Source organism: Kitasatospora sp. NPDC001159 (assembly GCF_053598235.1).
The window spans coordinates 20,571-36,566 of the sequence record NZ_JBSFJV010000076.1; the positions used below are offsets into that span (position 1 = coordinate 20,571).

The window sequence follows — 15,996 nt, forward strand, 5'->3', positions numbered from 1 at the left end:
TTCCTAGCCGCGCCGCCAGCGGTTGGTGATCGGCAGGCGGCGGTCCCGGCCGAAGTTCTTGACCGAGACCTTCGGGCCCGGCGGGTACTGCCGCCGCTTGTACTCGGCGGTGTCGACCAGCCGGACCACCCGGTCCACCACGGCCGGGTCGAAGCCGGCGGCGACGATCGCGTCCCGGCCCTCGTCGCCCTCGATGTAGCGGTCCAGCACGCTGTCCAGCAGGTCGTAGTCGGGCAGCGAGTCGGTGTCCACCTGGTCCGGCCGCAGCTCGGCGGACGGCGGCTTGCTGATCGTGTTCTCCGGGATCGGCGGCACCTCGCCGCGCCGCGCGGCCTCCTCGTTGCGCCAGCGAGCCAGGCGGAAGATCAGCGACTTGTAGACGTCCTTGATCGGCCCGAACGCGCCCACCGAGTCGCCGTACAGGGTCGAGTAGCCGACCGCCAGCTCGCTCTTGTTGCCCGGCGCGAGCACGATGTGCCCCTCCTGGTTGGAGATCGCCATCAGCAGGGTGCCGCGCAGCCGGGACTGCAGGTTCTCCTCGGCCAGGCCGGTCAGCTCGGTGGCGCCCAGGTAGGCGTCGAACATCGGGGCGATGGAGACGGTCCGGAAGTGCAGCCCGGTGCGGCGGGCCAGCTCGGCCGCGTCGTCCCGGGAGTGCTGGGAGGAGTAGCGGCTGGGCATCGAGACGCAGTACACGTTCTCGGCGCCGATCGCGTCCACCGCGATCGAGGCCACCAGCGCCGAGTCGATGCCGCCGGAGAGGCCGATCAGCACCGACTTGAAGCCGTTCTTGGCCACGTACGCCCGGGTGCCGGAGACCAGCGCGGCCCAGATCTCGGCCTCGTCGGACAGCCGCTCCGCGACGCCGGCGGCGAGCCGCTCCACGGGCGCCCCGGTCGGCTCGCCGCTCAGCTCGGTGCGGACCAGGCGCAGCCCGTCGCTCAGCAGCAGACCGTCGGTGTGGTCGCTGCTGGCGGCCGGCAGGTCGAGGTCCAGCACCAGCAGGTGCTCCTCGAACTGCGGGGAGCGGGCGAGGACCTCACCGTCCGCGCCGACCACGATCGAGTCGCCGTCGAAGACCAGCTCGTCCTGGCCGCCGACCATGTTGACGTACGCCAGGGTGCAGCCCGCCTCGGCCGCGCGCCGCTGGACCAGTTCCAGCCGCTGGTCGTCCTTGTTCCGCTCGTACGGCGAGCCGTTGACCACCAGCAGCAGCCCGGCCTCGGCCTCGCGGGCGGCGGTGACCCGGCCGCCGTCCTGCCAGATGTCCTCGCAGATCGCCAGCGCGACGTCCACCCCCTGCACCCGCAGCACCGGCAGCTGGTCGCCCGGGACGAACCAGCGGTACTCGTCGAAGACGCCGTAGTTGGGCAGGTGGTGCTTGGCGAAGCGGGTGACCACCTCGCCCCGGTGCAGCACCGCGGCGCAGTTCTGCGGCGACCCGGCCGGGCGGCCGAACCGCGGCGACGCGTGCTCGGAGCGCCCGAGGTAGCCGACCACCACCGGCACCTCGCCCAGCCCGTCGGCGGCCAGCCGCCCCGCAAGCTCCACCAGCGCACCGCGGGAGGCCTCGACGAACGAGCGGCGCAGGGCGAGGTCCTCGACCGGGTACCCGGTCAGGGCCATCTCGGGGAACGCGACCAGCTGGGCACCGGCCTCGACGGCCTGCCTGGTCCAGCGCACCACCTCATCGCTGTTGCGGGCGATGTCACCGACCCAGGGGTCGATCTGGCTCAGGGCGAGACGGAGATTGGGCATGCTCCCGAGTGTAATCGTCTAACTGACGCGATGTCCCGCGCGGGGGGGGGGGGCTGGACGGGGGTCGGCACTGCCGAGTCGCGCGGTGATCGGCCATGATGGGGGCAGTCGCCGTGCGAGGTCTCTCGGGGCCGTCCGGGCGTAACACGAGCGTAAAGAGCAGAGGTGAGACTGTCCCCATGGGCAAGCAGCAGCAGTTCGTGCTTCGGACGCTCGAAGAGCGTGACATCCGGTTCGTCCGGCTGTGGTTCACCGATGTGCTCGGGTTCCTGAAGTCGGTCGCGGTGGCGCCGGCCGAGTTGGAGCAGGCCTTCGAGGAGGGCATCGGCTTCGACGGCTCGGCGATCGAGGGCTTCGCCCGGGTCTACGAGTCCGACATGATCGCCAAGCCGGACCCGACCACCTTCCAGATCCTGCCGTGGCGCTCGGAGACCCCCGGGACCGCCAGGATGTTCTGCGACATCCTGATGCCGGACGGCTCGCCCTCCTACGCCGACCCCCGGTTCGTGCTCAAGCGCACCCTGGAGAAGGCCTCCGACCTGGGCTTCACCTTCTACACCCACCCCGAGATCGAGTTCTTCCTGCTGAAGAACCTGCCCGGCGACGGCACCCCGCCGATCCCCGCCGACCAGTCCGGCTACTTCGACCACACCCCGCGCGGGGTGGGCCACGACTTCCGCCGACAGGCGATCACCATGCTGGAGTCGATGGGCATCTCGGTCGAGTTCTCGCACCACGAGGGCGCCCCCGGCCAGCAGGAGATCGACCTGCGCTACGCCGACGCGCTGTCCACCGCCGACAACATCATGACCTTCCGGCTGGTCATGAAGGAGGTCGCGCTGGAGCAGGGCGTGCACGCGAGCTTCATGCCCAAGCCGTTCTCCGAGCACCCCGGCAGCGGCATGCACACCCACGTCTCGCTGTTCGAGGGTGACCGCAACGCCTTCCACGAGTCCGGCGCCGAGTACCAGCTCTCCAAGGTCGGCAGATCCTTCATCGCCGGCCTGCTGAAGCACGCCGCCGAGACCGCCGCCGTCACCAACCAGTGGGTGAACTCCTACAAGCGCATCTGGGGCGGCTCCCAGCGCACCGCCGGCGCCGGCGGCGAGGCCCCCTCGTACATCTGCTGGGGCCACAACAACCGCTCGGCGCTGATCCGGGTGCCGATGTACAAGCCCGGCAAGCAGGGCTCCACCCGGATCGAGGTCCGCTCCCTGGACACCGGCTGCAACCCGTACCTCGCCTACGCCGTCACCCTCGCGGCCGGCCTCAAGGGCATCGAGGAGGGCTACGAGCTCCCGCCCGGCGCCGACGACGACGTGTGGGCGCTGTCCGACTCCGAGCGCCGCGCCCTCGGCATCCAGCCGATGCCGCAGAACCTCGGCGAGGCGATCGACCTGATGCAGCGCAGCGAGCTGGTCGCCGAGACCCTGGGCGAGCACGTCTTCGACTTCTTCCTGCGCAACAAGCGCCAGGAGTGGGAGGAGTACCGCTCCGAGGTCACCCCCTTCGAGCTGCGCAAGAACCTCCAGGTGCTCTGAGATCGGCTCAGCCCTCTTCGGGCCCGCCGTCGTCCTTCCGGGTGACGGCGGGCCCGTTGTGCGGCGGGGAGTGGAGCGGGCTCGGGCCACCCGTCGGTCACGCCCGGCGGGTCGGCGCCAGGGCGCGTAGTCTGCTTGAGGCGGATGGAGGGGCCGATGGCGGTCGAGGAGCAGCGGGCCGGGAGCCGGGTGAGCCGGCCCGAGATCAGGCTGGTCCGGCGCGGGTTCAGCGATCCCGCGCAGGCGGTGCGGCTGCTGGAGGGCCCCGGGCTGGAGGGCCTGGCCGATGACCCGGTGCTGCTGGACGCGCTCGGCGTGACCGCCGACCCCGACCTCGCGCTGCTGGGCCTGGCCCGGCTGCTGGAGGCCGCCGACGAGGCCGAGCGGCACACCCTGCGTGACACCCTCACCACCTCCAAGCCGCTGCGCGACCGGCTGCTCGGCGTGCTCGGCGTCTCCACCGCGCTCGGCGACCACCTGGCCCGGCACCCGCGTGACTGGCACGTGCTGGTCACCTTCGAGCTGCGGGACATGCACCCCGGCCCGGAGGACTTCCGCCGGGCCCTCGCCAGAGGGGTGCGGGCCGAAGGCCCGAAAGGCGCCCTCAGCCCGGCGAACGCGCTGCGGGCCGCCTACCGCCGCTGCCTGCTGGCCATCGCCGCCCGCGACCTCACCGGCACCACCGACCTGGCCCAGACCGCCGCCGAACTCGCAGACCTGGCCGGCGCCACCCTGCAGACCGCCCTGGACCTCGCCGCCGAGCAGGACCCGGAGGCCGCCGTGGCCTGCCGGCTCGCGGTGATCGGCATGGGCAAGTGCGGCGGCCGCGAGCTCAACTACGTCTCGGACGTGGACGTCATCTTCGTCGCCGAGCCGCGCGAGGGGGTGGAGGAGCACGAGGCGGTCAAGGCCGCCACCCGGCTGGCCGCGGCGCTCACCCGGCTCTGCTCGGACACCACCGGCGAGGGCACCATCTGGCCGGTGGACGCCAACCTGCGCCCCGAGGGCCGCAACGGCCCGCTGGTGCGCACCCTGGCCAGCCACCTCGCCTACTACCAGCGCTGGGCCAAGACCTGGGAGTTCCAGGCGCTGCTCAAGGCCCGCCCGGTCGCCGGGGACGCCGAGCTCGGCGCCGCGTACGTCGAGGCGCTCGCCCCGATGGTCTGGCAGGCCGCCGCCCGGGACAACTTCGTCACCGACGTGCAGCAGATGCGCCGCCGGGTGATCGACTCCATCCCGGCCACCGAGCTGGACCGCCAGCTCAAGCTCGGCCCGGGCGGGCTGCGCGACGTCGAGTTCTCCGTCCAGCTGCTCCAGCTGGTGCACGGCCGCACCGACCCGGCGCTGCGCAGCGGCAACACCCTGGAGGCGCTGGCCGCGCTCTCCCGCGGCGGGTACGTCGGCCGGGCGGACGCCTCCTCGCTGGACGCCGCGTACCGCTTCCTGCGCTCGCTGGAGCACCGCATCCAGTTGTACCGGCTGCGCCGAACCCACCTGATGCCCACCGTCGAGGAGGACCTGCGCCGACTCGCCCGCTCGCTCGCCGCGCTGATCAACGACGACACCCGCTCCGACCCGGTGGCCGCGCTGCAGCGCGAGTGGAAGCGGCACGCGGTGGAGGTCCGGCGGCTGCACGAGAAGCTGTTCTATCGCCCGCTGCTCGATGCCGTCGCCGAACTGCCGCCGGGAGCGGCCGGGTTGACCCCGGACGCGGCCCGGGCCCGGCTGGAGGCGCTCGGCTACGCGGACCCGGCCGCCGCGCTGCGGCACATCAGCGCGCTGGCCTCCGGGGTGAGCCGCAAGGCGGCGATCCAGCGCACCCTGCTGCCGGTGCTGCTCGGCTGGTTCGCGGACTCGGCCGACCCGGACGCCGGGCTGCTCAACTTCCGCCAGGTCTCCGACGCGCTCGGCCGCACCCCCTGGTACCTGCGGCTGCTGCGGGACGAGAGCGCCGCCGCCGAGCAGCTGGCCCGGGTGCTGTCGGCCGGCCGGCTCGCCCCCGACCTGCTGCTGCGCGCCCCCGAGGCGGTGGCCATGCTGGGCGACCCGCAGGGCCTGGCGCCGCGCGGCCGGGCGGCGCTGGAGTCGGAGATACTGGCCGCCGTCGGCCGGGCCGGGTCCACCGCCGCCGCCGTGGCCGCCGCCCGCTCGGTGCGCCGCCGGGAGCTGTTCCGTACGGCCGCCGCGGACGTGCTCGGCCGGCTCGGGGAGGACCCCGCCGAGGCGCTGGACGTCGCGGGGGAGGCGCTGACCGCGCTCAACGCGGCCACCCTGCAGGGCGCGCTGCGCGCCTGCGTGGCCGGCTGGGAGGCCGAGCACGGGGACCTGCCGACCCGGATCGCGGTGATCGCGATGGGCCGCTTCGGCGGCCGCGAGCTGGGCTACGGCTCGGACGCCGACGTGCTCTTCGTCCACGAGCCGCTGCTCGGCTCGCTGGAGCAGGAGGCGGCGAAGGCGGCCCAGGCGGTCTGCAACGAGCTGCGCACCCTGCTGGGCGCGCCGTCCACCGAGCCGCCGCTGCTGGTCGACGCCGACCTGCGGCCGGAGGGGCGCAGTGGACCCCTGGTGCGCACCCTGGCCTCGTACGCGGCGTACTACCGGCGCTGGTCGCACGCCTGGGAGAGCCAGGCGCTGCTGCGGGCCGAGCCGGTGGCGGGGGACGAGGAGCTGGGCGCGCGGTTCCGGCGGCTGATCGACCCGCTGCGCTACCCGGGCACCGGGGTGCCGGAGCGGGACCTGGTGGAGATCCGCCGGATCAAGGCGCGGGTCGAGGCCGAACGGCTGCCGCGCGGCGCCGACCCGACCACTCACACCAAGATCGGCCGGGGCGGGCTGGCGGACGTGGAGTGGACCGTGCAACTGCTCCAGCTCCAGCACGGGCACGAGCTGCCGGCCCTGCGCACCACCCGGACCAGGGGCGCGCTGGCCGCCGCCGTGGCGGCCGGGCTGGTCGAGCCGGCGGACGCGGAGGTGCTGGACGCGGCCTGGGTGCTGGCCTCCCGGGTGCGCGCGGCGGTGATGCTGGTGCGCGGGCGGCCGGGGGACAGCTTCCCGGGGGAGGCCCGGGAGCTGGCCGGGGTGGCCCGCTACCTGGGCTACGGCGCCGGGCACAGCGGGGAGCTGGTGGACGACTACCGGCGCACCACCCGGCGGGCCCGGGCGGTGGTGGAGCGGCTGTTCTACGGGTCGGTGGGCTGAGGTCCCGGGCGCGGCGGGACTCGGGCACATGCGAAAGGGGCCCCTGGTCGGGGCCCCTTCCCGTCTGCTCTGCTACCGCCGTGCGGTGCTGACCGCCGGCTCGCTCCACTGCTCCGGGACGGTGATCGGCTCCTCCGCCGGCGCCTTCTCCCGGGCAGGTACCTGAGGCAGCTTGTAGACCCACTCGTGGTACAGCCAGCGGGCGGCCAGGAAGCCCAGGGCCAGGCAGATCTCGCCGCCGACGGCGTCCATCCAGAAGTGGTTGGCGGTCGAGACGATGACCAACAGGGTGACGGCCGGGTACATCAGGCCGAGCGCCCTGACCCACGTCCGGCGGGCCAGGGAGAAGATCGCCAGGCCGCACCACATCGACCAGCCGATGTGCATCGAGGGCATCGCGGCGTACATGTTGGACACGTGGGCGGCGGGCCCGGAGGCGAACGAGCCCCAGGTGCCGTGGGTCTTCACGGTGTCGATGAAGCCGCCGTCGGTCATCAGCCGGGGCGGGGCCAGCGGGAAGGCGTAGAAGCCGACCAGGGCGATCAGGGTGGTGACGAACAGCACGGTACGCGCCGCGACGTAACGGCCGGGGTGGCTGCGGTAGAGCCAGACCAGGACGCCGATCGTGATGACGAAGTGGAGTGTCGCGTAGTAGTAGTTCATCCCGGTGATGAGCCACCCGACGCTGTCCATCGCGTGGTTGATCGAGTGCTCGACCGCGATGCCGAGGTTCTGCTCCAGGTCCCAGATCCAGCGCGCGTGCTTCTGGGCTATCGCTTCCTGTTCCGGGACGGCGTTGCGGACGATCGAGTAGATCCAGTAGCTGATCCCGATCAGGGCCAGCTCGATCCAGATCCGCGGCCGGGCCGGTGAGCGACGCTGGTGGCGGATGCGGCTGCGCAGGGCGGCGGTACGGGACTGGGCGGCACGGGTGGCTCCATCGGGCAGTGGGGCCGGGGCGGCCGTCGCTGCTTCGGAACCGTCACCGCGGGCCGCGTCGGCGCGCTCGGCGTCGCCTCGCTGGATCTCGGTTGGTTCCCCCATGGGGGGCAAGTCTGCCAGACCGCCCGTAGCCGTCTGCTCATCCTCTGGAAGTGGATTCTTCACCGGCTGTCCCCCTTGAGGGTTAGGGGGCGGATCCCACCGGGGTAGGGGGTGCGATCGGGTCTGGTGCTTACCGGCGGGACGGACATAGGTCCCATTGTCACGCCCACCGCCGTGAGGACGTAACCGGGGTGGCCGGGAGCGCCCGGGGCCTGGATTTTCCCGGCACGAAACGCTTTCTGCATCTTGCTGAAACATATTGCAGGCCGCTAGCTTCCTGGGAAATCGATCGCCCTTCCCCCAAGGGAGCCCCTCAGTGGCCGATACGCCGCTCCGCCCCCGACGGAGCACTGCCCGACGGAGCACTGTCCGACGCAGACCCGGCCGCACGGCCGTGCTGCTCGCCGTCGCGCTGACCGCCGCCACCCTCGGCAGCGCCCCCGCGGCCCTCGCGGCCGCCCCGCCGCCCCCGCCCTCGGACGCCGCGCTGGCGGCCACCGCCGGGCGGCACGACCTCACCCGCGAGCAGTTCTACTTCGTCCTGCCCGACCGTTTCGCCAACGGCGACACCGCCAACGACAGCGGCGGCATCACCGGCGGGCGGCTGGAGAACGGCTTCGACCCCACCGACAAGGGCTTCTACCACGGCGGCGACCTGGCCGGACTGATTCAGAAGCTCGACTACATCCAGAACCTCGGCACCACCGCGATCTGGATGGCCCCGATCTTCAAGAACAAGCCGGTGCAGGGCAGCGGCGCCGACGCCTCGGCCGGCTACCACGGGTACTGGATCACCGACTTCACCCAGGTCGACCCCCACTTCGGCACCAACGAGCAGCTGAAGGAGCTGATAGCCAAGGCGCACGCGCGCGGCATCAAGGTCTTCTTCGACGTCATCACCAACCACACCGCCGATGTCGTCGACGACGCCGAGCAGCAGCACGGCTACCGCTCGGTCGGCGCGTACCCGACCCTCGACGCCGACGGCAACCCGGTCGACGAGACCGCGATCGCCGACGCTCACGCGCCCTGGCCGAAGATCACCAAGGACTCCTTCCCCTACACCCCGGTCTTCCGCACCCCGGACGACGCCAAGGTCAAGACCCCGTCCTGGCTCAACGACCCGGCGCTGTACCACAACCGGGGCGACTCGACCTTCGTCGGCGAGTCCGCCACCGAGGGCGACTTCAACGGCCTGGACGACCTGGACACCCAGAACCCCCGGGTGGTGAAGGGCTTCGAGCAGGTCTACCAGCAGTGGGTCAAGGACGCCGGTGTGGACGGCTTCCGGATCGACACCGTCAAGCACGTCAACATGGCGTTCTGGCAGCAGTGGGCGCCCGCGCTCAAGGACTTCGCCGCCAAACAGGGCAACAAGAAGTTCTTCATGTTCGGCGAGGTCTACTCCGGCGACCCGGCGGTCACCTCGCCGTACGTCACCAAGGGCAAGCTGCAGGCCACCCTCGACTTCCCGTTCCAGGGCGCGGCCCGCTCCTACGTCTCCCAGGGCGGCTCGGCCAGGAACCTGGCCGACGTGTACGCCCAGGACTACCGCTACACCAGCGCCGACACCGACGCGTACGAGCTGCCGACCTTCCTCGGCAACCACGACATGGGCCGCTTCGGCTCCTTCCTGCTCGCCGACAATCCGGGTGCCGACGACGCGACCCTGCTGAGGAAGGACCGGCTCGGCAACGAGCTGCAGTTCCTCACCCGCGGCCAGCCCGTCGTCTACTACGGCGACGAGCAGGGCTTCACCGGCGCGGGCGGCGACAAGGACGCCCGCCAGGACATGTTCGCCTCCAGGACGCCCTCCTACAACAGCGACCGGGTGCTCGGCGGCGCCTCCGGCCCGGCCGACCGGTACGGGCAGGGCAGCGAGCTCTACCAGGGCATCGCGGGGCTGGCCAAGCTGCGCCGCGACAACCCGGCGCTGGCCGACGGCGCCCAGATCGAGCGCTACGCCGCCGACGGCGCGGGCGTGTACGCCTTCTCCCGGATCGACGCGGGGCAGCAGGTCGAGTACCTGGTGGCGGTCAACAACGCCACCGAGGCGAAGACCGTCACCCTGGACACCTTCTCGGCGGGGATGGGCTTCGACCGGATCTACCCGTCGGCGGGGGAGCGGCTGACCAGCGGCGCGGACCGCAAGGTGACCGTGACCGTGCCGGCACTGTCCTCGGTCGTCTTCAAGGCGGGCGCCAAGCTCGCCCCGGTGGCCGCCGCGCCGCAGCTCTCGGTGCAGCCGCCGACGGACGGCTCGACCGGCCTGGTCACGATCGGTGCCCAGACGGACGGCGGCCTCAACCGGGTGAGCTTCGCCGCCCAGATCGGCAACGGGCCCTGGCAGACCCTGGGCACCGCCGACACGGGCAAGTACCAGGTGACCCAGGATCTCAGCGCGGTCGCGCCCGGCACGGTGGTGCGGTACAAGGCTGTCGTGCAGGACTCCAGCGGCCATCTGCGCTCCGCCACCGCGAGCTTCACCACCGGCACCCCGGCGCCCGAGCCGGTGCCCACCGCCGGCGCCCGCCCGTACGCCGTCGTCCACTACAACCGGCCGGACGGCGACTACGACGGCTGGAACCTCTACGCCTGGGGCGACCTCGCCGACGGCGAGGGCACCCAGTGGCCGGCCGGGCACCCGTTCATCGGTCGCGACGCGTACGGCGCCTTCGCGTACGTGCGGCTGAAGCCCGGGGCCTCGGACGTCGGCTTCATCGTCGAGAAGAACGGCGTCAAGGACGTGGACGCCGACCGGCACATCGACGTCGGCGCCACCGGCGAGGTGTGGCTGAAGCAGGGCGACGCGGCCGTCCGTACGACCAACCCCGGCCCGGCGAACAGTCAGCCCGCCAACACCGCCGTCATCCACTACAACCGGGCCGACGGCAACTACGACGGCTGGGGCCTGCACGACTGGACCGGCGCCGCCAACCCCACCGACTGGGGCAAGCCGCTGATGCCGGCGCGCCGGGACGCCTTCGGCGCCGTCTTCGAGGTGCCGCTGGCCCCCGGGGCGACCAGCCTCAGCTACATCCTGCACAACGGCAACGACAAGGACCTGCCCGCCGACCAGTCGCTGGACTTCGCCGTCAACGGCAAGGAGGTGTGGATCCTCGGCGGCCGTGAGGGCTACCTGCTGCCGCAGAACCCGGCCGCCTCCTCGCAGTTGGACCTCACCAGCGCCAAGGCCCAGTGGATCGACGCCAGGACCGTCGTCGTCCCGGCGAACTACGGCGCCACCGACCAGGCCCTGGCCGGCGGCACCAGCGCCCAGCTGGTCTACGACCCCGAGGGCGGCATCCGCGCCGACAAGGGCGTGCTGACCAAGCCCGGCAAGTGGCTGCGGCTCAACCCCGTCGCCAGCGGGCTGACCGACGCCCAGAAGGCCAAGTACCCGCACCTGGCGGGCTACCGCGCCTTCACCGTGGACGCCCGGGACACCGCCCGCGTCCCCGCTGCGCTGCGCAGCCAGCTGCTGTTCACCGAACACCTGCCGAGCGGCGCGGTGTTGGCCGGGACCGGTGTCCAAACCCCGGGTGTGCTGGACGACTTGTACGCCCGTCGCACCGGCAAGGTGGACTTCGGCCCGGCGTACTACGACGGCAAGGTCGCCCTCTCACTGTGGGCGCCGACCGCCCAGGAGGTCTCCGTCCAGGTCTTCGACAGCGCCACCGGGGGCACCCCGAGGACGCTGCCGATGAAGCTGGACGACGAGACCGGGGTGTGGGAAGTCGTCCGCGACAAGCCGGAGTTGGACGGCAAGTACTACCTGTACCAGGTGAAGGTCTGGGCCCCCTCGGTGCAGCAGCTGGTGGTCAACACCGTCACCGACCCGTACTCCGTGGCACTGTCCACCGATTCCAAGCGCAGCCTGGTCGCCGACCTGGACGCGAAGGAGCTCAAGCCGCAGGGCTGGGACGACCACCCCCGCCCGCAGGCCGTCCCGCCCGCGCGCCAGCAGATCCAGGAGCTGCACGTCCGGGACTTCTCGGTGGAGGACACCACCGTCCCGGCCGCCGAGCGAGGCACCTACCTGGCGTTCACCGAGTCGAACTCGGCCGGGATGCAGCACCTCCGGGACCTCGCCAAGGCCGGGGTGACGACCGTGCACCTGCTGCCGACCTTCGACATCGCCACCATCCACGAGAACCGGGCGGATCAGAAGCTGCCGGCCTGCGACCTCAAGTCCCTTCCGCCGGACAGCCCGAAGCAGCAGGAGTGCGTGGCGGCCGTCGCCGCCGACGACGCCTACAACTGGGGCTACGACCCGCTGCACTACAACGTGCCGGAGGGCTCGTACGCCACTGACCCGAACGGCACCGCCCGGACCGTGCAGTTCCGGCAGATGGTGCAGGCGATGCACGCGGCCGGGCTGCGGGTGGTGCTGGACGTGGTCTACAACCACACCGCCGCCAGCGGTCAGGCCGAGCACTCCGTGCTGGACAGGGTGGTGCCCGGCTACTACCAGCGGCTGGACGCCAACGGCAAGGTGACGGCGGACAGTTGCTGCGCCGACACCGCGCCCGAGCACGCCATGATGAACCGCCTGGTGGTCGACTCGGTGACGCTGTGGGCCCGGGAGTACCAGGTCGACGGCTTCCGCTTCGACCTGATGGGTCTGGATCCGAAGTCCACCATGCTGGACGTGCAGGCCGCGCTGCGGAAGATGACGCCCGAGTCGGACGGCGTCGACGGCAAGAACATCTTCCTCTACGGCGAGGGCTGGAACTTCGGTGTCGTCGCCAACAACGCCCGGTTCGAGCAGGCCACCCAGCAGAACATGGCCGGCACCGGCATCGCCACCTTCGACGACCGGATCCGCGACGCCGCCCGCGGCGGCAACTTCATGCTGAACTCCGCGCCGCAGCAGGGCTTCGCCTCGGGCCTGTACACCGACCCCAACGGCTCGCCCGCGAACGGTGGTCCGGAGGAGCAGAAGGCCCGGCTGCTGCACCAGATGGACCAGCTGAAGGTCGGGCTGACCGGCAACCTGGCCGGCTACTCCTTCACCGACAGCTCGGGGAAGACCGTCACCGGCGCCCAGGTCGACTACAACGGCTCCCCGACCGGATACGCGGCCAAGCCGGGCGAGGCGGTGGAGTACGTGGACGCCCACGACAACACCGACCTGTTCGACGCGCTCGCGTACAAGCTGCCGACCGGCACCGCACCCGCCGACCGGGCCCGGATGCAGGCGCTCGGGCTGTCGCTGACCGCGCTCACCCAGGGCGCGGGCTTCGCGCAGGCGGGCAGCGACCTGCTGCGCTCCAAGTCGCTGGACTCCAACGCCTACGACTCGGGCGACTGGTTCAACGCCATCCACTGGGACGCGGCTCAGGGCAACGGCTGGGGCCGCGGCCTGCCGATGGCGAAGGACAACCAGGAGATGTGGCCGACCGCCGGATCCCTGCTGGCCAACCCGAAGTTGACCGTGGGCGCGGCCGACATCCGGGCGACCTCCGCGCAGTTCCAGGAGTTCCTGCGGATCAAGCAGTCCTCGCCGCTGTTCTCGCTGCCCACCCTGGCCGACGTCCAGCAGCGGCTGTCGTACCCGCTCTCCGGTACATCCGGTGAGACGCCCGGGGTGATCACCCTGCACCTGGACGGCACCGGGCTGCCGGGCGCGGAGAAGGGCATCACCGTGGTCTTCAACGCCACGCCCACCGCGCAGACCCAGGCCGTGCCCGCGCTGAAGGGGACCGGCCAGGCGCTGCACCCCGTCCAGGCGGGCGGGGTGGACCAGGTGGTGAAGCAGTCCGGCTTCGACGCCGCGACCGGGACCTTCACCGTGCCGGGCCGTACCGTGGCGGTGTTCGTCCAGAACTGACACGACTGATTTCGACTGCCCGGCAACTCCCGGGCCCCGCACGGCTGTTACGGCCGGTGCGGGGCCCGGTTCCGTTTCGGACGGGGAATGGCCGGAATCCGGCGGTGGCACGGCCGGAACTGTGACGTGCCGAGCCCGTTCGGCGCTGCCGCCTACCGCGCGGTAGGCGGCGGAGGCCCGAGTGCTGGTCAGTCACCTCCGGCAGTGATCGAACTTTACCCGGACCATGAAAACCGTGTTCAGGACCTGGTCAAGCCGTGACACAACTGACGAACCGTTGTGCATACGGTTTCGGTAAATAATCGGCCAATCAGTGGCATGCATCTGTCATTAACGGCGCGTTTGCTGCCACGATTCCTCCGGCTGCAGACGAGGGGACCCCACCCCCCGGTGCGGCTGTCCCAGTTGAGGCGCAGCGCGTCCCGACCCTGCAACGAACTCCGCAACACCCGGTGAGCACCGCAACCGCACCCCCGTCGCACCCGCCGGGGGCCCCCACTGCGCCGCAACCCCGCGGCCCAGGTTCTCTCCACCGTGCGCGAACCGGCGCCGGTCGGAAAAGGAGTCCGCATGTCACGTTCCGCTCACACCCGGAAGGCGGCAGTTGTCATGGCCGCCACCACGGCGCTGCTGGTCACCGGCATGCCGGTGATCGCGCAGGCGGCCCCGGACGCGCCGGCCGCCGTCGCCGCCCAGCAGACCACCCGGGCCGCGCTGATCGCCTCCGCGAACCAGCAGACCGCCTCCCTCGCCCAGGCGCTTGGTCTGGACGGCAAGGAGCAGCTGGTCACCAAGGACGTCGTCCAGGACGCCAACGGCGGTCGCCACCTGCGCTACGAGCGTACCTACGCCGGGCTCCCGGTCCTCGGCGGCGACCTGATCGTCCACCAGGACCCGGCCGGCGCCACCAAGAGCGTGACCAAGGCCAGCGAGGCCAACCTCGCGGGCGTCGACACCACCCCGGCCCTGGCCGCGCCGAAGGCCCAGGAGGCCGCGCTCGCCGCCGAGCAGGGCTCGGTCGAATCCGCCCCGCGCCTGGTCGTCTGGGCCGCCGACGGCACCCCGAAGCTCGCCTGGGAGACGGTCGTCAACGGCCGCGAGTCCGACGGCACCCCGAGCAAGCTGCACGTCGTCACCGACGCCAAGACCGGCGCGGTGCTCAGCAAGGCCGACGGCATCAAGCGCGGCAGCGGCAACGGCGTGTTCGTCGGCCAGGTGCCGCTGACCACCACCCAGAGCGGCTCGACCTACTCGCTGAAGGACACCACCCGCGGCGGCCAGTACACCACCGACATGAACAACGGCACCTCCGGCAACGGCACGCTGTTCAGCAAGTCGAGCGACACCTGGGGCAACGGCCTGGCCAGCAACCGCGAGTCGGCTGCCGTCGACGCCCAGTACGGCGCCGCCGCCACCTGGGACTTCTACAAGAACACCTTCGGCCGCAACGGCATCAAGAACGACGGCGTCGGTGCCATGAGCCGGGTCCACTACGACACCGGCTACGTCAACGCCTTCTGGGACGACGGCTGCTTCTGCATGACCTACGGCGACGGCTCGGGCGACACCCACCCGCTCACCGAACTCGACGTCTCCGGCCACGAGATGACCCACGGCGTCACCTCCGCCACCGCCAACCTGAACTACTCGGGCGAGTCCGGCGGCCTGAACGAGGCCACCTCCGACATCATGGGCTCGATGGTCGAGTTCTACGCCAACCTGCCCAAGGACGTGCCGGACTACCTGATCGGCGAGCTGATCGACATCAACGGCAACGGCACGCCGCTGCGCTACATGGACAAGCCCTCCAAGGACGGCCAGTCGGCCGACTCCTGGTACTCGGGCGTCGGCAACCTGGACGTGCACTACTCGTCCGGTGTCGCCAACCACTTCTTCTACCTGCTGGCCGAGGGCAGCGGCGCCAAGGTGATCAACGGCGTCAGCTACAACAGCCCGACGGTCAACAACATCACCGTCACCGGCATCGGCCGGGACAAGGCGGAGCAGGTCTGGTACAAGGCGCTGACCGCCTACATGACCTCCACCACCGACTACGCCGCCGCCCGTACCGCGACCCTGAACGCGGCCACCGACCTGTACGGCGCGAACAGCGCCGAGTACAACGCGGTCGCCACCGCCTGGGCCGCCGTCAACGTCGGCTCGCTGCCCAACCCGGGCGGGGTCACCGTCACCAACCCGGGCAACCAGTCCACCGCGGTCGGCGGCTCGGTCAACCTGCAGATCAACGCCTCCGGCGGGACGGCTCCGCTGTCCTACTCGGCCACCGGTCTGCCGGCCGGCCTGGTCATCAACGCCAACACCGGCGTGATCACCGGCACCGCGACCACCGCGGGCAACTCCAACGTGACGGTCACGGTCAAGGACTCGGCCGGCAAGACCGGGACCACCAGCTTCACCTGGGCCGTGACCGGTGGTGGCGGCGGCACCTGCACCCCGGCGCAGCTGCTGGGCAACCAGGGCTTCGAGACGGGTTCGGCGGCGCCGTGGACCGCTTCGAGCGGCGTGATCGACAACAGCTCCTCGCAGGCGGCGCACAGTGGCAGCTGGAAGGCGTGGCTGAACGGCTACGGCACCACCCACACCGACACGCTGTCCCAGACG

General features: G+C 71.5%; 6 protein-coding genes. 4 read left to right on the forward strand and 2 right to left on the reverse strand.

Translation table 11 applies throughout. The features are described 5' to 3' along the window. Positions 1 to 3: 3 nt before the first annotated feature. Complete coding sequence (locus ACWC9T_RS30250; RefSeq protein WP_449824232.1) at positions 4 to 1,758, reverse strand: NAD+ synthase; 1,755 nt, start codon at positions 1,756 to 1,758, stop codon at positions 4 to 6. Positions 1,759 to 1,937: 179 nt separating this feature from the next. Here ACWC9T_RS30250 and glnA point away from each other — a divergent pair, with 179 nt between their 5' ends. Together glnA and ACWC9T_RS30260 are read left to right on the forward strand one after the other, a co-directional pair. Then, a complete protein-coding gene (glnA, locus tag ACWC9T_RS30255) occupies positions 1,938 to 3,299 on the forward strand; it encodes a type I glutamate--ammonia ligase (protein ID WP_355675016.1) in 1,362 nt (453 codons plus the stop codon). A 156-nt stretch (positions 3,300 to 3,455) separates the two neighbouring features. Continuing rightward, on the forward strand, positions 3,456 to 6,497 hold the full coding sequence (locus ACWC9T_RS30260) for a bifunctional [glutamine synthetase] adenylyltransferase/[glutamine synthetase]-adenylyl-L-tyrosine phosphorylase (protein ID WP_449824233.1): 3,042 nt from the start codon (positions 3,456 to 3,458) through the stop codon (positions 6,495 to 6,497). A gap of 72 nt (positions 6,498 to 6,569) precedes the next feature. On the opposite strand, the gene ACWC9T_RS30265 is transcribed toward ACWC9T_RS30260, so the two are convergent. Further along, the gene (locus tag ACWC9T_RS30265; RefSeq protein WP_449824234.1) at positions 6,570 to 7,541 is read right to left on the reverse strand and encodes a phosphatase PAP2 family protein; all 972 of its coding nucleotides are present in this window, start codon (positions 7,539 to 7,541) and stop codon (positions 6,570 to 6,572) included. 316 nt (positions 7,542 to 7,857) lie between these two features. On the opposite strand from ACWC9T_RS30265, the gene pulA reads away from it, so the two are divergent. Continuing rightward, on the forward strand, positions 7,858 to 13,374 hold the full coding sequence (pulA, locus tag ACWC9T_RS30270) for a pullulanase-type alpha-1,6-glucosidase (protein ID WP_449824235.1): 5,517 nt from the start codon (positions 7,858 to 7,860) through the stop codon (positions 13,372 to 13,374). Between the two features lie 570 nt (positions 13,375 to 13,944). Next, positions 13,945 to 15,996 (forward strand): M4 family metallopeptidase (locus tag ACWC9T_RS30275; protein WP_449824236.1); only part of this gene is annotated, 2,052 nt, incomplete at its 3' end.